21 protein-coding genes and 2 pseudogenes are annotated in these 23,021 nt (G+C 58.1%); 6 read left to right on the top strand and 17 right to left on the bottom strand.

Annotated features, from left to right (window positions below; all coding sequences use genetic code 11):
• Nucleotides 1-91: 91 nt before the first annotated feature.
• From RBB80_RS10880 to RBB80_RS10870, 3 genes are all read right to left on the bottom strand, one after another.
• Nucleotides 92-508: a VIT1/CCC1 transporter family protein gene (locus RBB80_RS10880; RefSeq protein ID WP_433968196.1), complete on the bottom strand. Its 417-nt coding sequence runs from the start codon at nt 506-508 to the stop codon at nt 92-94.
• Between the two features lie 198 nt (nt 509-706).
• The gene (locus RBB80_RS10875) at nt 707-2,230 is read right to left on the bottom strand and encodes a DEAD/DEAH box helicase (protein WP_433968195.1); all 1,524 of its coding nucleotides are present in this window, start codon (nt 2,228-2,230) and stop codon (nt 707-709) included.
• 86 nt (nt 2,231-2,316) lie between these two features.
• Complete coding sequence (locus RBB80_RS10870; RefSeq protein WP_433968194.1) at nt 2,317-2,478, bottom strand: hypothetical protein; 162 nt, start codon at nt 2,476-2,478, stop codon at nt 2,317-2,319.
• A 351-nt stretch (nt 2,479-2,829) separates the two neighbouring features.
• Between RBB80_RS10870 and RBB80_RS10865 the strand changes: the two genes are divergently transcribed.
• Nucleotides 2,830-3,462, top strand: coding sequence for a hypothetical protein (locus RBB80_RS10865; protein WP_433968193.1), 633 nt, complete (start codon nt 2,830-2,832; stop codon nt 3,460-3,462).
• A gap of 425 nt (nt 3,463-3,887) precedes the next feature.
• On the opposite strand, the gene RBB80_RS10860 is transcribed toward RBB80_RS10865, so the two are convergent.
• On the bottom strand, nt 3,888-4,940 hold the full coding sequence (locus RBB80_RS10860) for an IS110 family transposase (protein ID WP_433968192.1): 1,053 nt from the start codon (nt 4,938-4,940) through the stop codon (nt 3,888-3,890).
• Nucleotides 4,941-5,316: 376 nt separating this feature from the next.
• Between RBB80_RS10860 and RBB80_RS10855 the strand changes: the two genes are divergently transcribed.
• The gene (locus tag RBB80_RS10855) at nt 5,317-7,830 is read left to right on the top strand and encodes an ABC transporter permease (RefSeq protein WP_433968191.1); all 2,514 of its coding nucleotides are present in this window, start codon (nt 5,317-5,319) and stop codon (nt 7,828-7,830) included.
• Nucleotides 7,831-7,916: 86 nt separating this feature from the next.
• Here RBB80_RS10855 and msrA read toward each other — a convergent pair whose 3' ends face one another.
• The 3 genes from msrA to RBB80_RS10840 all read right to left on the bottom strand — a co-directional run bounded on the left by msrA (nt 7,917) and on the right by RBB80_RS10840 (nt 9,568).
• Nucleotides 7,917-8,393 carry a peptide-methionine (S)-S-oxide reductase MsrA gene (gene msrA / locus RBB80_RS10850; RefSeq protein ID WP_433968190.1) on the bottom strand — a complete coding sequence of 159 codons (477 nt, stop codon included), beginning with the start codon at nt 8,391-8,393 and terminating at the stop codon, nt 7,917-7,919.
• Between the two features lie 222 nt (nt 8,394-8,615).
• Nucleotides 8,616-9,035, bottom strand: coding sequence for a hypothetical protein (locus tag RBB80_RS10845; protein ID WP_433968189.1), 420 nt, complete (start codon nt 9,033-9,035; stop codon nt 8,616-8,618).
• On the bottom strand, nt 9,032-9,568 hold the full coding sequence (locus RBB80_RS10840) for a pseudouridine synthase (protein ID WP_433968188.1): 537 nt from the start codon (nt 9,566-9,568) through the stop codon (nt 9,032-9,034). The genes RBB80_RS10845 and RBB80_RS10840 overlap by 4 nt, the downstream gene beginning before the upstream one ends.
• 356 nt (nt 9,569-9,924) lie before the next feature.
• On the opposite strand from RBB80_RS10840, the gene RBB80_RS10835 reads away from it, so the two are divergent.
• A complete protein-coding gene (locus tag RBB80_RS10835; RefSeq protein WP_433968187.1) occupies nt 9,925-10,530 on the top strand; it encodes a PEP-CTERM sorting domain-containing protein in 606 nt (201 codons plus the stop codon).
• Between the two features lie 116 nt (nt 10,531-10,646).
• Here the strand turns inward: RBB80_RS10835 and RBB80_RS10830 are convergent, their stop codons facing one another.
• The 3 genes from RBB80_RS10830 to RBB80_RS10820 all read right to left on the bottom strand — a co-directional run bounded on the left by RBB80_RS10830 (nt 10,647) and on the right by RBB80_RS10820 (nt 14,521).
• Nucleotides 10,647-11,036 carry a hypothetical protein gene (locus RBB80_RS10830; protein ID WP_433968186.1) on the bottom strand — a complete coding sequence of 130 codons (390 nt, stop codon included), beginning with the start codon at nt 11,034-11,036 and terminating at the stop codon, nt 10,647-10,649.
• Nucleotides 11,037-11,246: 210 nt separating this feature from the next.
• Nucleotides 11,247-12,713 carry an SMC-Scp complex subunit ScpB gene (gene scpB, locus RBB80_RS10825; protein WP_433968185.1) on the bottom strand — a complete coding sequence of 489 codons (1,467 nt, stop codon included), beginning with the start codon at nt 12,711-12,713 and terminating at the stop codon, nt 11,247-11,249.
• A 203-nt stretch (nt 12,714-12,916) separates the two neighbouring features.
• Nucleotides 12,917-14,521, bottom strand: a complete 1,605-nt coding sequence (locus RBB80_RS10820; RefSeq protein WP_433968184.1) for an inorganic phosphate transporter — start codon at nt 14,519-14,521, stop codon at nt 12,917-12,919.
• Nucleotides 14,522-14,901: 380 nt separating this feature from the next.
• Between RBB80_RS10820 and RBB80_RS10815 the strand changes: the two genes are divergently transcribed.
• Nucleotides 14,902-15,513, top strand: a complete 612-nt coding sequence (locus tag RBB80_RS10815; protein WP_433968183.1) for a PEP-CTERM sorting domain-containing protein — start codon at nt 14,902-14,904, stop codon at nt 15,511-15,513.
• A 19-nt stretch (nt 15,514-15,532) separates the two neighbouring features.
• Here RBB80_RS10815 and RBB80_RS10810 read toward each other — a convergent pair whose 3' ends face one another.
• The 7 genes and pseudogenes from RBB80_RS10810 to RBB80_RS10780 all read right to left on the bottom strand — a co-directional run bounded on the left by RBB80_RS10810 (nt 15,533) and on the right by RBB80_RS10780 (nt 20,565).
• Nucleotides 15,533-16,600: a segregation and condensation protein A gene (locus RBB80_RS10810; protein ID WP_433968182.1), complete on the bottom strand. Its 1,068-nt coding sequence runs from the start codon at nt 16,598-16,600 to the stop codon at nt 15,533-15,535.
• Nucleotides 16,601-16,605: 5 nt separating this feature from the next.
• Nucleotides 16,606-17,621, bottom strand: a pseudogene (locus RBB80_RS10805) (tryptophan--tRNA ligase).
• A 390-nt stretch (nt 17,622-18,011) separates the two neighbouring features.
• The gene (locus RBB80_RS10800) at nt 18,012-18,509 is read right to left on the bottom strand and encodes a site-2 protease family protein (protein WP_433968181.1); all 498 of its coding nucleotides are present in this window, start codon (nt 18,507-18,509) and stop codon (nt 18,012-18,014) included.
• Between the two features lie 461 nt (nt 18,510-18,970).
• Complete coding sequence (locus tag RBB80_RS10795; protein ID WP_433968180.1) at nt 18,971-19,402, bottom strand: acyltransferase; 432 nt, start codon at nt 19,400-19,402, stop codon at nt 18,971-18,973.
• Nucleotides 19,403-19,431: 29 nt separating this feature from the next.
• Entirely contained in the window at nt 19,432-19,782 is a 351-nt protein-coding gene (locus RBB80_RS10790) for a hypothetical protein (RefSeq protein ID WP_433968179.1), read from the bottom strand.
• 52 nt (nt 19,783-19,834) lie between these two features.
• Entirely contained in the window at nt 19,835-20,029 is a 195-nt protein-coding gene (locus RBB80_RS10785; RefSeq protein WP_433968178.1) for an SIMPL domain-containing protein, read from the bottom strand.
• Between the two features lie 8 nt (nt 20,030-20,037).
• Nucleotides 20,038-20,565, bottom strand: coding sequence for an SIMPL domain-containing protein (locus RBB80_RS10780; protein ID WP_433968177.1), 528 nt, complete (start codon nt 20,563-20,565; stop codon nt 20,038-20,040).
• A gap of 597 nt (nt 20,566-21,162) precedes the next feature.
• On the opposite strand from RBB80_RS10780, the gene RBB80_RS10775 reads away from it, so the two are divergent.
• Nucleotides 21,163-21,447 carry a hypothetical protein gene (locus RBB80_RS10775; RefSeq protein ID WP_433968176.1) on the top strand — a complete coding sequence of 95 codons (285 nt, stop codon included), beginning with the start codon at nt 21,163-21,165 and terminating at the stop codon, nt 21,445-21,447.
• Between the two features lie 379 nt (nt 21,448-21,826).
• Nucleotides 21,827-22,908, top strand: a pseudogene (gene moaA, locus RBB80_RS10770) (GTP 3',8-cyclase MoaA).
• Nucleotides 22,909-23,021: the final 113 nt, after the last annotated feature.

Below are 23,021 nucleotides of genomic sequence, written 5' to 3'. Positions count from 1 at the left end.
GAGGTGGGAGAAGGAGTTCCGTGGAACGGCGTGCAGCTTTGCTATCCGAGGATACCAAGAGTTCGAGGCGGTCCCTAGTGAAGGCGGTGGTTCAGGACTGGCCGATGAGGACACCGGCGGCGAAGACCAGCCCACCGCCAACGATGACCTGAAGGCAGGAGAGCGCGAAGCTGGTCTTGAAGTAACGATGGCGGATGAGGGCGATGACGACCAGCTCGACCCCGACGACCGCGTAGGCCCAGGTGAGGGCGGTGTGGACGTTGCCGATAAGAAACGGGAGCGTGTGAAGGAAGCCGCCGATGAAGGTCATGAGGCCGGTGACGAGGCCGCGAAAGATAGGGTTGCCGCGGCCGGTGAGCTCGCCGTCGTCGGAGAGACCCTCGGAGAAGGCCATCGAGATGCCCGCGCCGACCGCGGATGCCGCGCCGATGAGGAAGACAGTGCGCGAGTTGTGGGTGGCGAAGGCGGTGGCGAAGATGGGCGCGAGGGTGGAGACAGAACCGTCCATGAGGCCGGCCAGACCGGGTTGGACGATGCGCAGGACGAAGTTTTTGTCGTTGCCGACGATTTCGCTGAACTCTGTAAGGTTGGGAATATTGGCTGAAATAGTTTGATCCGATGGAGCTGCAGGATGGAAAGACGAACGCTCCGCTCTGCGGCGGGTTGGCTGGCAGAGCGGAGCGTCTTTTGTGTCTGAGTGCCGAAGTTACTGACCGCGGCGGGCTGGGCCGGAGCGGCTGCTGCCGGGGCGGCTGTTGCTGCTGGGGCGACCACCGGGACCACGGCCACCGGAGTTGCGTCCACCAGAGAAGCCTCCGCCACCGCTGCGGCTGCGGAATCCACTCTTGTTGCCGCCGTAGTTGGCGCTGGGCGTCGTCATCGGTGTGACCGGGTCGTTGCCCTTCCAGGAGCGAGTTTCAAGCTGCATGAGGTCCTGTCCCTGAGCTGTTGTGTCGAGGGGTGCGTTGCGGACTTCCTTCTCAAGGTTCTTATCGGCTTCGCGCCACTCAAACTTTATCTTTAGTTCGCGCTCGAGCTTGCGGGCATCGTGACGTTCCTGCGGCATGACGAAGGTGGTGGCTACGCCTTTCTTGCCGGCGCGGCCGGTGCGGCCGATGCGGTGAACGAAGTCGTCGGAGGCGTTGGGCAGGTCGTAGTTGACTACATGGGCGATGTCCTGCACGTCGATGCCGCGAGCGGCCACGTCGGTAGCGACGAGGACGCGGTGACGGCCGTTGGCAAAGCCCTTGAGAGCGGCAGTGCGCTGAGACTGGCTGCGATCGCCGTGGATGACATCTGCGTCATGGCCTAGCTTCTCGAGTTTCTTCGAGATGCGGTCGGCGCCGTGCTTGGTGCGCGAGAAGACGAGGAACGTTCCCTCTTCCTGCTTCAGCATCTGGTCAAGCAGGCCGAGCTTCTGGTCCTGCATGACGGTGTAGACGCGGAGTTCGACTCGGTCGGACGGCTTCGAGGTGGTGCCGATCTCGATGCGGACTGGTTTGTTGACATAGTCGCGGACGATCTCGCGGATGTTCGCGTCGAGGGTCGCGGAGTAGCACATGGTCTGTCGGGTCTTCGGCAGTGCGCCGACGATGCGGCGGATGGCGGGAAGGAAGCCCATGTCGAGCATGCGATCGACTTCGTCGAGGACGAGCATCTCGACCGCGTTGATGTTGATCTCGCGACGGCGGAGGAAGTCTTCGAGGCGGCCAGGAGTGGCGACGACGAGACGAGGGCCGCGGTCGAGCTGATCGAGCTGGTTGTTCTCGGAGAGGCCGCCGCAGACCAGGACTGCGTCGTTCTTCGAGCCCGGGACGAGCTTCCAGTAGGCCTCGAGGACCTGCATGGCGAGCTCGCGGGTCGGCAGCAGGATGAGGGCTCGGATGGGACCACGCTTGCCCTTGGTGCTGGGGACCGAGTTCGCGTCCATGCGCTGGATCATCGGGATGAGGAAGCTGAGGGTCTTACCGGTGCCGGTAGAGGCGGTGGCGAGGATGTCGGAGCCTTCGAGCGCAGGCGGAATGGCCTTGGCCTGAACCGGGGTCGGCATCGTGAAGCCGGCGCTGGTGAGACGGTTCTTGAGGGAGTCGGAGATGTTGAAGTCGGTGAAGCGAACATCCTCAACGAGAGGAAGGCCTGCGGGATTCGCGACGGCTGTGTTGGCTTGGGGATTGGGGTTCTGCTGGTTTTGAGAGATCTGGTCGTTCTGTTCTAAAGTTGCGGAGGTCAAAATTTTTCCTGTCTAGTGGCCCGAAGAAAGGGCGTTATAAAGCGCATAGTGGTGCAGGGATGCCAGCATGGCATCATGGATTTCAATTAGTCAGCATTGCTGTCGGGAATCGAAGCGCTGCTGCTGCACGGCGAGACTCGTCCGTTGACGGGTCTTCCAGCCAGAGCAACCAGCGCGACTTCCAACGTGCGGAAGGTATGCGGTGGGATGAAGCGAATCGCAGTCTCTGGCCAAACTCCGAATTCCATGAAGAGTCTTTGCCTGCGATGCCCGTACTCCTTTTAGTCAGAGTACGAAATAAGAATAACACAGTGGCGATGCGACTGACGATTGGATTCGTGCCAGGCATTAGATCCAGCAGGTTTGTAGTGGATGACTGAGGTTGCCGAAAATGCGACTCTGCCGGCACTGTTGAATTGCTTCCGGTTTACCGTGATCCGCCAATAACTCAAATCGGATCTCTATAACTGGACACCACGAGTGCATCGATGATCTATCGACAACTGAAATTCGTGGATGTCGCTGGTTAGGGTTTTGGCGCATAATTGTGCCGTCACGACGGCAACGCGGGGCCGTGAAGGGGTGTGAGGATCGACGAAATGTCGCAACCAATTGGCAATCTGAGTGATTTGCAGGATCTGCTGGAGAACGGCGTTAGCTACATGTATGGTGACAACACATTCGCGGTGTACAGTGTATTGCTTTACACGCGGACGGAGGGTTTAAACAGGCGATTGCACGAATATGTGTGGAAGCATTTTGACCAGTTCCGCAAGCAGACAGGCCCCAACTGGCTCGTTGCGATAGTCGAAATCCCTGGTCGGACGCCTGAGGAGGAACCAAAGTTCAAACCGGAGAGCGTTTATGAAATCGCGCGCTATCTAGGAGCAGGTGCCGACGACATTCCAGCAATTATTTTCTTCACTGATCCTAAGGAGCGCAAGGAGACGTTGATACTCCAGCTCAGGGATATTTTCCCCTCTGGCGAACCCAAGGACGATGATCTGGAACAGTTTTTCGCTAAGGTCGCTACCATGATCGACAACATGTGCAAAACTGACCGGACCAATGGCGAGATGTTGAGCGTCCTTAGGAAACAAATTGAAGAGAAGTTCGGAGAGGATCCGCAGTGGGCTAAGGGATTAGAGTCCGCAATGGGATGGGTAAAAACGTCTGCTGTCGCAGCGACTAGTGTGTTTGGCGCCATCGCCGCGTTGGTCAAATTGCTTTAGTTCGCGAAACCAGCTCTTCCATGCGAAGTGCCGGCTGGGCCGCGCCTTCGTGCGGGCTAATCTGCGGCCATCGAGGCCGACGGTATGCGCCGTTGTCTCCATGTGTCGGCAAACCGGAATGTATGGTCCGCCGCCTTGTCGCAAGTGAAAAGTGAGAGTGACAGGTTGGTCTGCGCAAATGTATGCGGCCTTCGTTGGAGCAGTAGCTCCTGGCCAGGATGGAATGCGCTGCGCTCTTGTCCCCATTAGTAATGCAGACTTGAAGGGCTTCTTCCGGTTACGGGTTTTTAGAGCGCCGGGTTCGACCGTTGTGCCATCTCATTGTTCGCCAGCAGACCTGGCAGGAAAATATAAGTGCGTAGTAGTAGCTGGGCTGGGGTTGTGGGAATCGCATACGCGATTTCCAAGCCAGGTTTAGCCGGGCGTCATCTGCAGGCCAGAGGAGCTGAACCGCTGCCGGCAAGCAAAGGAGGCCGATAGACTTCGCCCTTCGCAAGCACGGCCCACGCCATGCGCGCCAGCTTGTTCGCCAAAGCGACACCTGCGACGTTGTAGTGAGGGCGCGAAGTAAGCTGTGCCAACCACGCACTCAGGCCAGGAGACTGCTTGTCTCGAAACTGCAGGACTGCTCGTGCCCCTTGTACAAACAACCGTCGCAAATAGGAGTTCCCGCGCTTGCTAATACCGAGTAGCTTTTGCTTGCCGCCAGTTGAGTGCTCGCGCGGAACTAATCCAACCCAGGCTGCGAACTCACGACCCTTGCGAAAAGCTGCCCCGTTGCCAATGGCTGCGATGAGCGCCGTTGCTGTAAGCGGGCCGATACCGGGAATCGCATCGAGACGTCGGCAGACTTCGCTCTCCTGCGCAGTCTTCTCAACCAGCACCTCGGCCTCTTCCAGCCGTATAGCTAACTGATCCAATTCCAGCTTCAGTTGAGCCAACAGCAACCGCACTGAGCCCGACAGCTTCATCGAGGCGTCTTCCAGGAGTCCTGGCAACATGGCATCCAGATGGCACCGTCCCTTCCGCACCGTGATCCCGCGTTCCAGCAGCAAGCCGCGAATCTGATTGACGACTGCCGTGCGACGCATCACCCATCGCTCCCGCACCCGATGCAGGGACTGAAGATCCAACTGATCATCGGTCTTGATCGGCACGAACCGCATCCTGGGTCGACCCACTGCCTCGGCAATCGCCTCGGCATCGATATAGTCGCTCTTGTTCGTCTTCACGTACGGCTTCACATACTGCGCCGGGATTAGCCGAACTTCATGCCCCTGCTCTCGTAAGGCGCGGCCTAGAAAATGGGAACCACCGCAGGCTTCCATGCCGATTCGTTCCACTCGTAGGTTCGCGGTGAAGTGCAGTAGTTGCTTGCGGGAAAACTTCTTGCGCACCACAACCTCGCCGCGCAGGTTAAGGCCAACAAGATGAAATACCGTCTTGCCGAGGTCAATGCCAATCGTGTGTAGTTCCATGGGACGCCTCCTCCGTGTGCCTCTTATATCCCAACTGCTTGCTGGGTAATGGCGGCGGACCATCCCATTAGTAATGTGTCGCCCGAATCCATACGCAATCGTCGGACCCTCCCGCGATACGGAATTATAGGTAGCCTTGGTGCCCGGAGTTCAAGTTTTCCGCAGTTCTAAACTGACCCACTACGGATAAACGGTGGCCATTAGCACGATAGATCGCGTCCGCAAATGAACAGGCGGTTCCGCGGATGAACAGCTTTGGGGTTGGGTATCATCAACCACGCCTTTCTTTGTAATGGGTTGGGGCGTGCACGAGATTGGCGGTTCAGCTGCAATCCCACCCAATCAACGTGTCACCCATTATTGAGAAGAGGCAAAGATGACCTCATTAATGCAAGACCTTCGCTTTTCGCTTCGCCAGATCCGCCGGTCGCCGGGATTCATGGTGACCGCTGTGCTGACCCTCGCGCTGGGTGTTGGCGCGAATACGGCTATCTTCTCGCTGCTAGATCAGGCGTTGCTGCGGTCGCTGCCGGTGCGCGAACCGGAGCAGCTGGTGGTTTTGAGCGGCACAGGAAATGCCTGGGCAGGTCACTCGAGCGATCATGGGGCGGGGGTGGAGCAATCGTTTTCGTACCCGATGTACAGAGATCTACGCGATAAGGGAACGGCGGTCTTCGATGGGCTGATTGCAACCGCGCCGACGTCAGTGGGGATTACGCGGAACAAGGTCTCGGAGCTGGTGGATGGGGAGGTTGTCAGCGGAAATTACTTCAGCGTGCTCGGGGTGAAGGCAGCAGAGGGACGACTGCTGACGGCGAGCGATGATACGGTGCCCGGAGGCAATCCGGTTGCGGTGCTGAGCTACCACTACTGGCAGACCCATATGGGATCGGATGCGCATGCTGTCGGCGAGACGATTTCGATCAACGGAGCGCCGTTTGTCATTGCAGGGGTGGCGGCGCAGGGATTTCAGAGTGCGGTGTGGGGGCAGGTGCCGGACGTCTTCGTTCCGATGTCGATGCTGGATGTGGTGATTCCGGGCAAGGGCAAGAGACTCGAGGATCATACCGACCGATGGATGAATATCGTCGGGCGGCTAAAGCCGGGAGAGACGCCGCAACCCGCGCAGATCGCAGTGGCGCCTTTGTGGCATGCGCTGCGCGCAGAGGAGTTGAAGGCGCTGGGGACGAAGTCGCAGCGCTTCGTTGATGAGTATCTGACCCGGAGCCAGCTGCTGGTTGCGCCTGGCGCGCGGGGGTTGTCGTATAGCCGGGAGTCGCTGCAAAAACCGTTGTACGCGGTGATGGGGATGGCGTTTCTTGTGCTCCTGATCGCTGCGGTGAATGTGGCGAGTTTGCTGCTGGTGCGTTCGGCGGCACGAGTGCGGGAGTTCTCGCTGCGTTACGCGCTGGGTGCGAATGCACGGCGTGTTGTGCAGCAATTGTTACTTGAAGGTGTGCTGATTGGTATTGCTGGAGGCGTGGCTGGGTTGGTGATCGCGCCGATGTGCCTGCGTGTGCTGGTGCAGCGGCTGAGCACGGATGGACCGACAGCGTTTTCTACAACGTTGGACGCCCGTCTGCTGGCCTTCAACTTCGCCATCGCCGTGGCTGTGAGTATTCTTTTCAGTCTCGCGCCTGCGATGCAGTTGTTGAGGCCGGATATCGTGAACTCCCTCAAGCAGCAGACGACGACGGCGTCGGGGAGAGCGTTAAGTTTTCGAGGTCGGATTGTTTCGCTGCAGGTGGGGCTGAGCGTGTTGCTGCTGGTGGGCTCCGGGCTGTTTGTGCGCACGATGCAGAACCTTCGGCACGTCGACACGGGGATCAATACTTCGCACCTGATTACGTTTCACGTCAGCCCACTGCTGTCCGGTTATGCGAAGGAGAAGATTCCGGCGTTGCACCAACAGATTCTGGAGAGCATGGCGGCGCTGCCTGGAGTGCAGGCTGTTGGCGCGACCAATGATGAGGAGCTTGCTGACATCGGACATAGCGGAGATGTCACGGTAGAGGGCTTTACCGCTCTTCCAGACGAGGACTTCCCGGTTGAGATCCCTTATGTCAATGCGAACTTCTTTCACGCGATGCAAGAGCCTGTGCTGGCCGGACGAGGCTTCACTGAAGACGATGATGCGACGCATCCGCTGGTTGGGATTGTGAACGAGAGCTTCGCAAAGCACTACTTCTCCACTCCCGCTGCAGCAGTGGGAAGGCGTCTGGTGGGCGGAGACGGCAAGCCGGGAGAATATATGACCATCGTCGGGGTGACGCGAGACGCGAAGCATTCGAATCTTCGGGACGCGGTTGTGCCGACACTGTTTTCTCCGCTGAAGCAGGCTAAGTTCGCCGACCAGCTCTATCTCTACCTTCGGACTGCGACGCCTCCGGATCAGAGCTTCGCGATGGCGCGACAGACGATGAAGCAGATCGACCCAGGCCTCGCAGTGGATGAGCTTCGAACGATGGATGATCAGATTGATACGACGCTGGGGAATGAGCGGATGATCGAACTACTGGCGATCTCGTTTGGGTTGCTGGCGACGATGCTGGCGGCGGTTGGTCTCTACGGTGTGCTGGCGTACTCGATGGCGCAGCGTACGCGGGAGATTGGGATACGCATGGCGTTAGGGTCTTCGAGGCTGAACGTGTCGCGCCTGGTGTTGATAGATGTTTTGCGGTTGGCGGGGATAGGGGTCGTTGTGGCGATTCCCTGCTCGGTGATGCTGGGACGGCTGTTGCGGATTCAGCTCTTCGGGGTTTCGGCTGCGGATCCTCTGACTCTCGCCGGGGTGGTCTTGTTGATCGCCGTGGTTGCGCTTCTGGCTGCGATTCTGCCGGCGCGACGTGCCTCTTCGGTAGACCCTACAACCGCACTGCGCGCGGAATGAGTTTCTCTGGCTTGCCAGAGATTAGAAAACGGCGGCAACGAGATCATGGAATCGTTGCCGCCGTTTTTGATTGAGTTGGAATGAAGCTAGATGTGGCAACTCACCATGCCACGCTTTTCGAGATACTTCTGGTGATACTCTTCGGCTTTCCAGAAAGTGGTGGAAGGAATGACCTGGGTTGCGATGGGTTTACGGTAAGAGCCTGCGGCGCTGAGCTCGGCGATCTTTGCTCGTGCTTGCGCGAACTGCTCGTTGGTCCTGGTGAAGATGACGCTGCGGTATTGTGTGCCCCAATCGGGACCCTGGCGGTTGACCTGAGTGGGATCATGCATGGCGAAGAACGCGTCTAACAGTGTTTCGTAGGAGACGCGAGATGGATCGAAGGTGACTTCGACGACCTCCGCATGGCCGGTGCGGTCGGTACAGACTTCTTTGTAGGTTGGGTGTTCGAGGTTGCCGCCCTCGTATCCTACGGCTGTATCGATGACACCTGTGATTTCGCCAAAACGGGTCTCAACTCCCCAAAAACATCCTGCTCCAAATGTTGCTTTTTCAATTGCCACTCTGCTGCTCCTTGACTACATCCTTGCTGTTCTTATTGGATGCTCCCGGGTTGCGATTGTCATCAGCCGGAAGGTTAATAGCGCGAGTATTCTGAGCGTGTCGAGAGAGCTGTGTCAAGCGATCAAAGGTCGTAGAAAAACAGGGGTATCCGGTAGATACTCAGTTAGACAAACGTTCTATGAATGTGGTTACGAAAGAGTGAACGTCGGATGGACGACAGACTAATTTGGGCGGCGCGGACGACTTGCGGACTTGGTGCCGGTGGGTTGTCGGCGCGGCTTCGAGAACTTTTTCTTTGCGGGGGATTTAAGCTGCGCGAACTCGGGCGTCTTCTTTTTGGGGACGACCTTTTTGCCCTTCGCTGCGCGGTCCAGTGCCGTCACTTCGCCGAGCGTGAGCTCGCGGAACTCGCCTGGCGGGACGTCGAGGCGTAGCGCGCCGTAGCCGATGCGACGAATCTTTTCAACGTGGTGGCCGATCTCTTCGAACATCTTTCTGATCTGGCGATTGCGGCCTTCGATGAGGGTGAGCTCGAACCAGGGATTGTCGCCGCCGCGAACGAGTTCGACTTTGGCGGGCGAGGTGATGATGCGGTCGCGACGGCCGCTGCGGACCTCGTCGAGACGGCCGCGGTCGATCATGATGCCGCGACGAATCTGATCGAGGCCTGAAGCAGGCGGGGTTCCGCTGATTTTGACGAGATAGGTTTTTCTACTCCGGCTGCGGCTTTCGAGAGTGCGTTGGCGAGGTTGCCGTCGTTGGTCATCAGGATGAGACCTTCGCTGAGATAGTCGAGGCGGCCCACGGGATAGAGTCGAACGTTATCTCCGTGGGGGCCGGACTTCTGCTTCGCCATGAGTTGCATGACAGTGGGTCGCTTCTCGGGATCGTCGAGGGTGGTGACGTAGCCGCGCGGTTTGTTGAGCATATAGTAGCGCTGCTGCTCGGGGCCGTGAAGGAGCTTGCCGTCTACGCGGATGTGATCTTTAAGTGCGTCGTGGCGGGTGCCGAGCGTATTGACGATGACGCCGTTGACCTGCACGCGGCCTTCAAGGATGATCTCCTCGGCTTTGCGGCGACTGGCGATGCCTGCTTGCGCGAGAATCTTTTGGAGGCGGTCGCCTTGGGGCTGTTCGCTGGCGTCGGGCTTTGGGGTGGAGGCAGACTTCGTCATGGTGTTTCCGTCTTTCTGACTGCGGGGCTGCTCATCGCGGTCGGTGTGTAGCTGTATCGATTGTATCGTGCGGGATTGCGGCCGGTGCGTCATTGCGACGGCCCTCCGAAGCAATAGGAAGCCTTTCGATTGCCGGGATGACGTGCAAGAGCGATGATGCGGTTCAATGCGAAGCAATATGACGCGTTAGTTAGCGGAGTGCAAGTTACGTGGCGTTTCGATCGGGTTGAGCCTAGAATTGGCCGATGATTGGCCGCACGGTCAGCGAAGTTGGAGCCTAAATCATTTCTCGGTATGAGTTTTTACTGTCATGCACCTTGTCCTGGTGTCTGGTTCGCCTTCTAAAGGAGAAGAAAATGATGAGATCTTTCCAAATTCTCGCTGTTCTGTCCGTGATGTTCGTTGCCACCCGGTTCGGTAGCGCGGAGACGATCACGTTTGCAGGACTGGCCAACACCGTAGATTCGAGGGTTATCGCTTCGGCCGGGCCACTTAATTTCACTGAATTTTATGTCTACGGCCAACTGGATCAGAACGAGATGGTCATTCCGGGGACGGAGTACATCTTTGGTGGAGATAATCCTTTTGAGCCCCCTGCTTATCCCTATCCGCTTCCCTACTCAATGTTTACTCCTGAGTCTTATTCCTCCTCTGGAGCGGCGTTTACGCTAAACAATATGGAGATCGCACTTGACCCTAGCGTTGAGTTTTACGGATACAGAAAGGGTGTGCTGGTCGACCAAGGGAACACTGCGGATATCGGTCCCAACGGCTTGCTGACTTTGAACTGGTCCAATATCGATGCAGTCGTCTTTCCTGATGTAGTGGAAGAAGCCATCGAACTGAACATCGATAACATTACGATCAACGAGACCGTGGTCCCGGAGCCATCCAGCATCGTTCTGCTCGGCTCCGGCATTGCAGGACTGCTGGTACTGGCGCGTCAGAGGCTGTGGGCTTGAGCTAGAAGATGTCATGGTCCTGCACTACTCTGTGGCGTAGAGGCGGACGATGTAGGAGATCTGATAGGCGACGGACAGAGTAAGGAGGGTTAGCTGCGTGCGCCGATTTTTCGTAATCATCGCGATGACACAGACGATGAGGTAGGCAGCAATTCGAATGGGATACTCAAGGCCGAAGGAGTGTAGATAGGCTGCACCTTTGAGGCTGGTGTCGATGATGTCAGCAAGGAAGGTAGCAGCGAGAAAGCCGAAGAACTACCTGCGCCGGGAGAGGAGTAGTCTTCGTAGCCGCTGTAGTCGTTCAGGTCCGACAGAAAGAGCAGGGTGCTTAGGAAGTAGAAGAGGATCGCATAGAGGATGACGAAGAAGTAGATCGCCGAAGGTCCACTGCTGCACCATGGCAAGACGAAACTCCCACCACCAGAAGTGAATGATCCAGAGCAGAAGAGATGCGGCCCAGCCGAGATGAAGGAGGGAGGCTTTGGCGCGTTTGGGATGCTGGACAAACTACGCGAAGCCTTTGAGCAGGGTCGTGATACCAAGGCCTACGATGATCGAGATGACGACTTTGACGTGCGAATAGAGTTCGGGATTCGGTTGCAATGTTGCTGTCGTCAGAGGGTCATGAAATACCCATGGGCCGGATTCGGAACCGTGCGGAGGGACCAGGGGGATGAAAGGTGATGCCGTGAGTTCGGCAGCCTCTGCGATCTGCGCTAGAGCTTGTTGGTGTCGATGAAGCGTGTCCGCTGCATACCCCTGGGGGCGGGCTTGAGGGGGCGTCGGGCAGGTCCTCGGCGTCGCCCTCCGGGGTGGCTACGGTGTCCGGCTCGTGGTCTTCCGGACTGTCGGGAGAGTCGAGCGGTTCGGGGTCGACGTTGGGAGGGGTCATCGGTTATCAGCCCTCCTCGGAGTCGTGGCGCTGCTCGCTTTGAATCTCGGCGTCGAGGGCGGGAGAGTCTTCGCCGTCGACTATCTGGTCGGTGTCGTAGTTGGGCGGTAGACCGGAGAGCCGGCCGTCTACGATGGATTCGTCGGCTACAGTCTCGGCGGTGGTTTCGCGGTCGCTGCTGTCGCCGTCGGCCTGGGGTTCGGTCTGATCTCTCTCGTTCGAGGTCGGTTGAGGACTCGGGTGCGTGGTGCTCCATGGGGATCTCCTCCTGCTCGGCCAGCTCGCCGGCCATCTTCTCAAACTCTTCGATGCTGGGAAGCTCGTTGATGTCTTTGAGGCCGAAGCGAAGAAGGAAGTCCCTGGTGGTTTTGTAGAGGATGGGTCGGCCGATAACCTGTTTGCGGCCAGCGGTGGCGACGAGCTTGCGGGTCATCAGGGAGCCGAGGACGCCGCCGGAGTCGACGCCGCGGATCTCGGAGACCTCGGGAGCGGTGACGGGCTGTTTGTAGGCGACGACGGCGAGGGTTTCGAGGGCCTGGAGAGAGAGCTTGAGGGGTGGCTTGAGGGATTTGACGAAGCCGCGGACGGCGTCGTGGTACTCGGGCTTGGTGGCGAGACGGTAGCCGCCGGCGACCTCGCGGATCTCGAGGCCGCGGTCGGAGGTGACGTAGTCGGCGATGAGCTGGTCGAGGATGGTGCGGAAGTAGTCGCGGAGGCGGCGCTCCCTTTCCCTGGCCTCGCGGGCTAGCTTCTTGTCGTCCTTGTCAGCGGGAGCGGCTTCGGCAGAGGGCTCGCTTCCCTGCTCTGTTGCGGCGGATGCCTCGAATGCCTGCGGGGCCTGGTGCCTGGCAGGTGACTCTGCAGGGAAATCGGCCTCGGTTGGAGCTTCGAGGTCATCCGATGAGCTCATGGCGGCGGCATCTGCTGCGGCGTGCTCGCGAAGCGCACGGGCGTGGGCAGCTTCCTGGGCGGCGGCTTCGTGAAGATGATGCACGAGCGCTACGGCGTGCTGTGCCTCGATCTCCTCCTGCGTCTGCGCTTCGGCGTGAGACCCGGATTCGTCCGAAGCGGGACCGGAGAATACCTCGTTATTGAGATCGTCTTCGTCGATGGAGCGTGGAGTGAGAGACGAGTCGGCGGCGGCGGCGTCGAGCGCCAGAGAGTGCTGGGCGGAGTCGAGGTGGTCAAGCTCGGCCTGAGCTTCGTGGCCGAGGAGGCCGGCGAGCTGGGCCAGCGTGACTGGTTCTTCTGAGGCGTAGATGACGGCTTCGATCTTTGCTTTAAGGCTCATAGTCTCGTTGGTGTACTTCTAAGCATACCAACGCGAAGGGTCATCTTTCTTAGGATGCGGATAAGTCGTTGTAAAAGACCGAGCCGCAGCGCTAGAAATCTGTCGACGCCGCCTTTGAGCAGCATAAAGCAATCATTCAGCGGTCAACAAAAGAGAAGGCCCGCTATTTTGCGAGCCTTCTCTACGCTGCACTGTCTGAAGAGTTATTTCGCGACCATATTGAAGACCCAGAAGAGACAGCCCGACAGCAGCGCCGCCACCGGGAGGGTGAAGACCCAGGCAAGAGCGATGTCACGGAGCGTGGACACCTGCAAGCCGCTTTTATTCGCAGCCATAGTGCCAGCCACACCGGAGGAGAGCACGTGGGTAGTGCTTACCGGCAGGCCATATTGGTCTGCAGCAAGAATGGTCAACATGGCGACGAGTTCGGCGGAGAGTCCCTGAGCGTAGGTCAGGTGAGTCTTGCCGATCTTTTCTCCAACCGTGACGACGATGCGCTTCCAGCCGATCATGGTTCCGAGACCAAGCGCGAGGGCGACTGCGACCTTGACCCAAGGCGGTATGAACTTGGTCGAGTTGTCCAGTAGGCCCTTGTAGTTCTTGAAGATCTTCTGGTCGCCGTCGCTGATCGTGGGACCGTACTTCGGCATCAGGCGGAGCGTCTCGCTGGTGAGATACATCTGGTTGCGAACGTTGGACTGCATGCTTGAAGGCACAGCACCGAGAGACTTGTACTGCGTGGCTTCGTTGCGGATGTCGCCCACCATCTCCTGCAGGGCAAGCATGGTGTGCGGGCTGAACTTATGGGTGCTGACGAAGGATTCGAGTTCGGGAGCGCTGTCGGCGACTGTGGTGTTGGGATCAATGTAGTTGCCGATTGCTCCGATCACTTGTTGGGATACGGCTGCGAAGGTCTGAACCTGGTTGACGCCCACGGTGTGGTTGAGGGCGTAAGCCGTAGGCACCGTGCCGACGAGGATCAGCATGATGAGGCCCATGCCCTTCTGGCCATCGTTCGATCCGTGGGCAAAACTGACGCCGGTGCAGGTGAGCACCAGCAGAGCGCGGATATAGAACGGTGGTGGCTCGGCACCCTTTGGCGCTTCGTAGAGACGCGGATCCTTCAAAACAGCCTTCAACAGCAGAAAGACGAGAGCTGCACAGCCGAAGCCGACCAATGGCGAGATAAGAAGCGCCTTGAAGACCTTGGTGACTTGCTCCCAATCGACGCCACTGACGCCGCTGGTGCCGTGCATCAGTTGATTCGCGACACCGACACCGATGATCGAACCGATCATGGTGTGAGAGCTTGATGCTGGAAGACCCTTCCACCAGGTGGCGAGGTTCCAAAGGATGGCCGCAATGAGAAGCGCGAAGACCATCGCAAAACCGGAGCCTTTGCTGACCTTCAGAATGAGCTCGACGGGCAGCAACGAGATGATGGCGAAGGCGACTGCCCCCGAACTGGTAAGCACGCCGATGAAGTTCCAGAGGCCGGACCAGACCACCGCGACGTGCGGTTCGAGCGCGTGGGTATAGATGACGGTCGCGACTGCGTTGGCAGTGTCGTGGAAGCCGTTGACGAACTCAAAGCCGAGCGCGATGAACAGCGCCAGACCGAGCAGGATATACGGGAAGGCTGAGCCTTCATGGACAGGTAGAAGATCGGAGTAGAGACGGTTGGCAATGTAGCCTAGACCGCCAATCAGCAGGACGCCAAAGATAATGGCGCCAATCTTGCCGGGCGACGATTTTCCCATCTTCTGGTCAAGTAATGAACCGGTGGGGTGTATTACAGGAGTGGCCATAATGGTTTCGCCTAGGATTCAAGATGAATGCGTGTGGCTGACGATAGGCGCGGTATGCGAATGGAGGGTTACAGGAATGTGAAACATAAGTTCTTTTGACCGTTCATAGCGAAGCCCTGTGCGGACGATCGGTCGAGGGGCGCGGTAATGGTTCCTTGTTTGCAAGAGTTTGCAGTGCAGGGATTTTTGTCGAGTGGGAACAAGTCCATCCTGGAGGGCAAGTCATAACCGACCTGAGCTTGTAACGGAATTGCTGTGATCGGCACCATTCCCTCGAAACGGTGGTAGACCGGCTTTTAGGAATTCGTAGAGCTACAACTATCGTTCGTGGCCGCAGGCACCAATCGGTACTATAATTCAACTTTTCGAGGGTCATTCCCATGAAACATCCTGCACACTGGCTCAGCGCCTCGGCCGCTCTCCTCGCAGTCACCCTTCTTCTCTGTCCAAAACCGGCAGCTGCAGACACATACACTATCTTCGATCTGGGTAATGCCAATGGCCGGGGTATCTATGGCTTGGACACAGCGGGTGATGTTGTGATCTTCCAGGGCAACTCGTGCGGCCTGGGGAGCTTTACCTGCTACTTCACCTATGTCGATGGCGTGGCGGGAACCCCTAGCGCAGCTCCGCCGGATCTTGTTTATGACGACGGGACTCCCTGCAGTTCCACCCCTGCGGGCTTCAACGCGTCAAAGAAGGTCTGCAATCACGGCCTCGTTGGACTGGGGACGTTGTACAACCCTAACGGCAGTAAGAACGGGACGTACATCGGATCTGGAGACGATTTCCAGTTCCTGCGCGGCGGTTCCGCTGACCAGGTCTTTCTCAACTCGATTGGTGACTTCGCGTGGACCGATGGGCAGAGTGAACAGATCTTCGAAGCTGTCGATACTTCCATATCGCCGATTCCCGAGCCGGGAAGCTTGTTGCTGGTGGGTACAGGTCTGCTGTGGTTCACTGCTGCTGTTCGTCGCAGGGCGAATCGCTAAGAGTACGCAGCGAGTAGCGTTAACGCCAGTCGTCGCGGGCCTGGGCCTGATCGGTGAAAACCTGATCGAAGTTTTCTGTCTTCTTGATGAGAATGTCGCCCTGAAGGTCCGGCTGGTGAAGTAACACGGCCTGAAGACGCACGAGTTCTAACATCGCGAGGAAAAGACAGATGAGCGCGCGCTCGGTGTGGGTGTTGTGGAGCAGGCGCTTCAGGCTGATCGGTTTGTCTTCCATTAGCAAACGGCGTTTGACGTAGTCGATCATCTGCGCGACGGTGACGGATTCCTCGTCGACATTGAGGATGGGGCGCTCGCGAAGACGGATGAGGATGTCTTGAAAGACGCGGACGAGGTCGACAGTGTCGGCTGCAATCTCGCGGTTCTCATCGAGTGTGGGTGCGCCTGCTTCGCCGATGTCGTGGCGGAAGTTTCTTAGGCCGGAGTTGGTCCAGGTAGCCTCTTCAATCTGCTGTTTCTGGAGAAGCATCTGCGCGGCGGCTTTGAAGCGTTCGTGCTCGAGGAGGCGCTCGACCAGCTCGCGGCGCGGATCTTCCGGATCGCCACTCAAAACGTCCGAGGGATCGCGGGGGAGCAGAGTCTTCGACTTGATGTGGATCAGCAGAGAGGCCATGTAGATGAACTCGCCTGCGGCATCGACGTCGACCTGCTTGAGGTGATGGGTGTACTCGAGGAACTGGCTGGTGATGCGTGCGATGGGGATGTCGTAGATGTCGATGTTCTGCTTACGGATCAGGTCGAGAAGAAGATCGAGCGGCCCGTCGTAGACCTGGCCGACGGTCACGGAGAAAGGCGACTGCGATGCCTCTTCTTTTTCTTTGTCCTTTTCTCTGGCGCTGCGCTTTGGGTCTGGTGGCGGGGACGGGACGGGCGGATGCTGGAGGGCGAAGGGTTCGCTGACCTCGGGCGTCGCTGTTTCTGCTACGTTAGCCGAGGCAGCGGTCGTCGAATTGGTCGCTTCTTCCGAGGAAGAGTCTTCGGAGACTGCTTCAGCCGACAGGGCGACGGTCTGCTCTTCGGGCTTTGCCTCTTCGGCGGCGGTTTGGGGAGATTGAGTTTCGTCGGGCATGGTCGTTACTCGAGGCCGATGGCCTGGCGGACGTGCTGGAGTGTCTGAATGGCACGGTGGCGGGCTCGAGCAGAGCCGTCCCATAGGATCGCGTCGACCTGACCCGGATCGGCTTCAAGGGCGCGGCGGCGTTCCTGGATGGGGGCAATCTCGCGGACGATGGAGTCGGCGAGCCAGCCCTTGCACTCGATGCAGCCGATGCCTGCGGTGGTGCACCCCTGGCGAACCTTCTGCTGCGTCTCTTCGGTCGAGAAGACTTTGTGCAGATCGAAGACGGGGCAGATGTCGGGGTTGCCAACGTCGGTGCGACGGATGCGCGCGGGGTCGGTAACCATGGTCTTAAGCTTGGCGCGAAGGTCCGCCTCGGGTTCGGCGAGCATCAGGGTGTTTCCGTAGCTCTTGGACATCTTGCGACCGTCAAGACCGGGGAGTTTGGGGGATGGAGTCAGGAGAACCTTGGGCTCGGGCAGGATGCCGGCTACGACGGAATTGGCAGAGAGCTCTGCGGTGAGAATCTCCTTATCGGAGTGATCTTCGCGTGCTTTCTCGATGGCCGGTGTTGGCTGGGAGCAGTAGAGAGCGTTGAAGCGGCGGGCGACCTCGCGGGTGAGCTCAACGTGGGCGACCTGATCCTGTCCGACGGGGACGAAGTCGGGCTGGTAGAGAAGGATATCGGCGGATTGCAGTAGGGGTAGCCGAGGAAGCCATAGGTGTTCAGGTCCTTCTCGCGGAGCTGCTCCTGCTGATCCTTGTAGGTGGGGACGCGCTCAAGCCAGGGGAGCGGCGTGAACATGCTGAAGAGGGTGAAGAGCTCGGCATGTTGGGGAACGTGCGACTGGATGAAGACGGTGCAGACCTCGGGATCGAGGCCGGCGGCTAGAAAGTCCAGGGCCACGTCGCGGATGCTTTGGCGGAGGGATGTGGGGTCGGCGTAGTCGGTGGTGAGGGCGTGGAGGTCGGCGATGAAGAAGTAGCAGTCGTACTGGTGCTGGAGCTGGACCCAGTTGTAGAGCGCGCCCATGTAGTTGCCGAGATGGAGACGGCCGGTGGGTCGCATGCCGCTGAGGACGCGGGGACGGGAGGAGGTCAGGGTGCCGTTGGTGTTTTCAGTCATTGCGATCAACTGCAAGGGTAAATGATTGGGAGAGACTATGGTTGAGCGTGCTCCGAGGATTAGCCGTAACGGGCAAAAGGAGTCGGCAGAAAAAATAGTTCAGAAAGTTGGCGTATTTTTCGGCTCTGGAAAACGCCGGTCAAAAGACCACGTTTACCACGCATCCCACCACGTTCTCACCAGCAAAAAACCATCCTCAACCACCCACTTTTTCCAAAAGAGCCCTCAAAAAACTCAAGGAACTGCGCAAACCCCCGGTCCGCCAGCCTCACTATTTTATTTGCAGAAAAAAGACGCCTACAACGTGAACAGAATGTGGTTGAAGGTGTTCAACAGCGGAGTGAAGAAGACGCTGAAGATGAAGCTTCCCCCGACCAAAAACAAGATGATCATGCCGAACATGCCGACGCGGTCATAGACCTGAAGAGCCTTGTAGGGAAGAAAATGCCGCAGAACGTGGCTGCCGTCAAGTGGTGGGATAGGAATCAAGTTGAAGACGAAGAGCAGCAGGTTGATCAGGATTACGAAGTAGAGAAAAAGTGCAATGGGAAAGAGCGCTGGCAGATTGTCGGTGGCGATGCCGGGGATGTGAGAGGCGAGTGCCATCGCAGTGCCGATCGCGAGGACCCCACCGGGGACGAGATGTTTGATGAGAACGAGCAGAATGAGCGCAACGGTGGCGGAGAGGAGATTGCTGGCGGGACCGGCGAGGGTGACGAGGATGTCGTCGCGCCTGTAGTTCTTGAAGTTGCGGGCTGTAACGGGGTCGGCTTCGCCCAGCCGATGAGGGGCCAATGATAGACCAGAGCAAGCAGCGGCATGAGAACAGAGCCGAACGGGTCGAGGTGCTTGAGGGGTTGAGGGTGACGCGCCCGAGCATCTTGGCGGTGGGGTCGCCGAGACGCCATGCAGTCCATGCGTGGGCGGACTCGTGGATGCTGAAGGCCAGGACCAGAACGACGACCTGAAAGACGATGAGGACAACTTCCTGATTCATACAGACTCAAGTTTACTGAAGATCGCGTGAGAAGACCGTAAAGATGTTCCAGTGGTGAAGCGGAGGTTAGAAGGCGACGCGGGGAAGCTCCGACAAGATGACTGCTTGGCTCTGATTGCAGGGATCGGGGGCGAGGTCCGACGCCGGGGCAAAGCAACGGCAAGAGAAACAGCAGATCCCTGGGGATGACAACAAATGAGGCGGCACGACGAAGGGGACAGTCAGGACAAGAAAACCTGCGCTTCGTCGTGCCTAGATCCTAGAGGGTCTCGGCGGCCAGTTGAGTGGCCTGTTTGCGGATCTTTGCCTTGGCTGGGATTCCGACTGAGACGGTCTCCTGCGGGACTGGTTTTGTGGCGAGCGCCATCGCACCGAGCATAGCGTCTTCGCCGATGTTGGCTCCGGCGAGGACAGTGGCGTGGTACGTGATGCGGGCGCGCGGGCCGAGCTCGGTCACCTTGTTGGTGATGTTGGATTGATTGTTAATGTCGTGGGTGTGTGAGTAAACGTTGGCGTAGTCCGAGACGCTGGTTCCTTCGTGAAGGATGATCTCGCCGCGGTCGTCGAGCAGGACGTTCTTGTGGATGGTGCAGGAGTCTTCGATGGTGAGGTTGTAGCCGTAGGTGAACTCGACGTTGTGGAAGATTTTGACGTGCTTGCCGAGGTGCCGGAATATGTGGCGGCCGAGCATGCAGCGGAAGCGGAAGCCCAGCCAGTGGTTCAGGCCAAGGGGGAGCGGTCGAACATCTGCCAGAACCAGATGAGCGGCTTGCGGATCGCGTATTGCTCGGCGTCGATGTCGCCGTAGTACTCGGGTTCGAGGGTGATGTTGCGCGGATCGAAGCTCTCGGAGAGGCAGTACATGGCGAGTTCGCTGTTGAGGACGGCTTTGATGTGTCCGCCGTGGGGACGACCGAAGTAGATCTGGTAGAGTTCGTCGCGGACGACCTCGGAGCGGCGGTCGGGCGACTGCTGTCGGGTGAACTCGTCGTTGAGTTTGGCTAACCAACGGCGGTAGAGGGCCTCAGCTTCGGGAGTGGGTTTGAGTTCGCGGTACGTGTGGATTGGCATATTTCCCTCGCTGTCGTTCGTCCGGTTGAGGACTGGCGAATCTTTGGTTCGCCTATTCTATGGCGAAGACGGCATAGACGGTTGCGGTTTTTTCGATCTGGCGTGGGTTGACCGCGAGGGGCGCTACGTCGGCCTTTGCCATCGCAGGGGCGGCCATGGCGCGGATGAGCGGACGAGGTGGCTCCGCCTGGGTTTCGTTGCTGGCGTAGAGGAGGGCTCCGAGGCTGGCGCCGAGGCCTTTAGCCATCTCGGCTGCTACAACGCGGGCACGCTGGAGCGCCTTTGCGGCGGCTTCAGACTGGGGGCGTTTTCGTCTTTCAGGCTCCAGTCAATCTGACCTGACTGATTGGCCCCAGCTTTGACGGCAAGATCGAGGACTTTTGCGGCGTCGTTTGCGTTGGTCCGAACGGTCCAGCTCTGCGTGACCTGGAACTTACGCTGGGCCTTCTCGGCTGGCGTCAGCTTGTCGATTTGATACTCCTGCACCGGGGAGACGTTTTGGTTTTCGCTCTGGATGGAGTCGTTGGGAACGCCGGCGGTGGTGAGGGCCTTGACGATGACGTTGGAGGTGCGGGAGCCGGCGGCGTAGGCGGAGTCGCTATCGGGACCGTAGGCGATGAAGCCGATGTGGAGGGTAGCGACGTCGGCGAGAACGATGACTTTGTCGGTGGCTGTGATCGCGATGGTTCGATTTTCCTTGTTGACCTGGATGGTCTGGGCTGAGGCTGCTGCAGTCAGGAAAGCAGCTGAGAGGACGACGGATGCGTGGCGGAGGATGGTCATTGATCTTCTCCTGAGCGTGTCCTGCCCGACCCCAAGCAAAAGCTGGCTGCCAGTCCCAAACATTATGCATGACTCTTGCTTGTAAGGGGCTTCTCAGGCAGGATTGCAGAGGGGAATCGAACCGCAGTTCGGGATCGAGGACCGGATGAGGTGCTGGATGGAAGAGCGGGACTTTTTGATGAGCGGGCAGAGCAACGGACCCATGTAATGACGTGTCCCCACTGTGGACAACAGGGGAGTACCAGATCGAGTGGGTGGTGCGAAGAAAGAAAGCGCAGCTTCCGAGGGGTGCCGACGATCGCGATCGGGCGCGTTTTGTGAAGGCTCAGAGCTACATGGTTCGTCGCGACGACCCGATGGGCTGCAAGAACGTCCGGTGCCGTAAGCGTTTCGACGTCGTGGGGATTCAGTCGGTAGCTTTTATTTAGCCGATCCCTGCGGTTCTGAGTACTGATTTGGGCTACCGGGAAAGACTTTTTTGGCGGGTTCGGTTGATCCGGGCAGGCTGTGATTTAATACAAACTTAGACTGACGCTCTAGGAGCCTGCTTGGCCCGAGCTGGAATTTGAACAGGAAAGACCGGAGATCAAGAACGCGATGGCGAATACACTGCTTCCAATCGAAGAACGCAATTTGACGCCGGATGACGTAGAACGGCTGGATAAACGCCGTCGTCGTGGCCAGCTTTTTCTGGTGCTCTGCTTTCAGAGCCTGATCGTGGCTACCCTGCTGACCTTGTGGAGCGGACAAGACCTGACCTTGTCGCCGGGTTGGGCCCATCCCGTCGTTTACTGGAATGCGATCACCTTCGCCGCTGCAGTGGTTTTCGGCATTCTGGGAGTCCGCCTGAAACGTGGCAGCAACGAGTTTCTCAGCTATTGAAGCCGAATTGCGCAACTCTTCGGTCTTCTTCACGACCTATAGAGTTGGAGCGTTAGATCATAAATACTGTGCAACGAGTCCGGATGCTGATATTCTGCGCGTTAGAATTGACGACGCGGACATCAGAGCAACCGCGTCTTCTAGTAGATGGTCCCGGTCGCTGAGCCATGCTGCGGCTAAAGTCGCAATCCCGGGAAGATCTACACGCACCGTAAAAAACATGAATAAAATTGGTGCCATGTTGCGCGTGTCTTGAGGAGCAACCGTCTGGCCGACAACAGATTCTGCAGAGACTTCGGTTCTACTGATTCGCTTTCTGAGGCATTGCATCTAAAGTTTGTATGGGAAATAAGTAGCTGCGACCCGGGTACGTCTCTTGATGATTGGCGATGGAAATACCGCGATTCTGGAGTTGGAGGAGCAAGCTTTTCAGGTTCCGGGAAGGCTGCGAGATAAGTTTGGCAGGTCTATTACAGACCTGCGTGTCTCTGTGACTGATCGCTGCAACTACAAATGCGTCTATTGCCGGACCGGGAACGAGGGGGCCCAGTTCACCGAACTCTCGATTGAAGATTACCTGAGGATGGTGCGGGTCTTCGTCTCACTGGGAGTGGAAAAGGTAAGGCTAACCGGGGAGAACCTCTGCTGCGGTCCGGCCTGGTTGAGATGGTTCGCCAACTGTCTGACATGCGGACAGCATTTTTGTCTGATGGGAGCTTTGCCGGCGAACTCGGCGACCCGCTGGATATCGCCCTGACGACGAACGGGCATTTGCTGGAGGGAATTGCTCAGCCGCTGAAGGATGCGGGGCTGAATCGTGTAACTGTCAGCATGGATGCGGTGGACGCAGAGACATTTAGCGCGATTACGCGGGTTCCGCGGAGCTATGAAAAGGTGTTGGCCGGGATTCGTAAGGCGCAGGCCGTAGGACTGGGACCAGTCAAGGTGAATTGCGTGCTGCTGCGCGGGTTCAACGATGGACAGATTGAACAGTTTGCGGAGTTCTCACGGCGAGAAGGAGTCATCGTTCGGTTCATCGAGTGGATGCCCCTCGAGGAAGGCCGAAGCTGGAAGAGGGAGTCTGTCGTCTCGATGGACGAGATTGTGGAGCGGTTGAATGCGTACCGTCCAATGGTGGAACTGGCTCCGCATGCGGCCAGCGAAACGGCGAAGCGGTTCACCTTTGACGATGGTCTGGGAGAGATAGGGATTATTGCTCCGGTGTCGCGCCCTTTCTGCGGGCTGTGCAGCCGAGTGAGGTTGACGTCAGACGGAAAGATACGGACTTGTCTGTTTTCGCAGAGCGACCACGACTTATATGGCGAGATGCTGCGAGGCGGAACGGATGAGGAGCTAGCAGCGTACATCCGCCGGATCGTGATGCGGAAAGAAGCACGTCATCACATTGGTGAACCAGGTTTTGAAAAGCCGTCGCGCAGTATGGTTCATATCGGCGGGTGAGTGGCATTGTTGTTGTGCGTTTCTGTCGCGGACTTTTGTTGAATTATCGCGAGAGCTATGAGAGGCTGATATGTAATATGTGCAAAAAAATGCACATACAAGTATAAGGACAG

The organism is Tunturiibacter gelidiferens (assembly GCF_051013345.1).
GTDB classification, from domain to species: Bacteria; Acidobacteriota; Terriglobia; order Terriglobales; family Acidobacteriaceae; genus Edaphobacter; species Edaphobacter gelidiferens_A.
This window is presented reverse-complemented; position numbering and strand designations above follow the sequence as displayed.

Excerpts from the sequence above, each read along its gene's own strand:
- RBB80_RS10855 (WP_433968191.1), top strand. The coding sequence starts at position 5,317 with ATGACCTCATTAATGCAAGACCTTCGCTTTTCGCTTCGCCAGATCCGC.
- RBB80_RS10860 (WP_433968192.1), bottom strand. The coding sequence starts at position 4,940 with ATGGAACTACACACGATTGGCATTGACCTCGGCAAGACGGTATTTCAT.
- RBB80_RS10880 (WP_433968196.1), bottom strand. The coding sequence starts at position 508 with ATGGACGGTTCTGTCTCCACCCTCGCGCCCATCTTCGCCACCGCCTTC.
- RBB80_RS10815 (WP_433968183.1), top strand. The coding sequence starts at position 14,902 with ATGAAACATCCTGCACACTGGCTCAGCGCCTCGGCCGCTCTCCTCGCA.
- RBB80_RS10865 (WP_433968193.1), top strand. The coding sequence starts at position 2,830 with ATGTCGCAACCAATTGGCAATCTGAGTGATTTGCAGGATCTGCTGGAG.
- RBB80_RS10835 (WP_433968187.1), top strand. The coding sequence starts at position 9,925 with ATGATGAGATCTTTCCAAATTCTCGCTGTTCTGTCCGTGATGTTCGTT.
- RBB80_RS10775 (WP_433968176.1), top strand. The coding sequence starts at position 21,163 with ATGGCGAATACACTGCTTCCAATCGAAGAACGCAATTTGACGCCGGAT.
- RBB80_RS10790 (WP_433968179.1), bottom strand. The coding sequence starts at position 19,782 with ATGCCAATCCACACGTACCGCGAACTCAAACCCACTCCCGAAGCTGAG.
- scpB (WP_433968185.1), bottom strand. The coding sequence starts at position 12,713 with ATGAGCCTTAAAGCAAAGATCGAAGCCGTCATCTACGCCTCAGAAGAA.
- RBB80_RS10810 (WP_433968182.1), bottom strand. The coding sequence starts at position 16,600 with ATGCCCGACGAAACTCAATCTCCCCAAACCGCCGCCGAAGAGGCAAAG.
- RBB80_RS10785 (WP_433968178.1), bottom strand. The coding sequence starts at position 20,029 with ATGGCTAAAGGCCTCGGCGCCAGCCTCGGAGCCCTCCTCTACGCCAGC.
- RBB80_RS10780 (WP_433968177.1), bottom strand. The coding sequence starts at position 20,565 with ATGACCATCCTCCGCCACGCATCCGTCGTCCTCTCAGCTGCTTTCCTG.
- RBB80_RS10845 (WP_433968189.1), bottom strand. The coding sequence starts at position 9,035 with ATGATCGACCGCGGCCGTCTCGACGAGGTCCGCAGCGGCCGTCGCGAC.
- RBB80_RS10870 (WP_433968194.1), bottom strand. The coding sequence starts at position 2,478 with ATGGAATTCGGAGTTTGGCCAGAGACTGCGATTCGCTTCATCCCACCG.
- RBB80_RS10795 (WP_433968180.1), bottom strand. The coding sequence starts at position 19,402 with ATGCTCGGCCGCCACATATTCCGGCACCTCGGCAAGCACGTCAAAATC.
- RBB80_RS10820 (WP_433968184.1), bottom strand. The coding sequence starts at position 14,521 with ATGGCCACTCCTGTAATACACCCCACCGGTTCATTACTTGACCAGAAG.
- RBB80_RS10840 (WP_433968188.1), bottom strand. The coding sequence starts at position 9,568 with ATGACGAAGTCTGCCTCCACCCCAAAGCCCGACGCCAGCGAACAGCCC.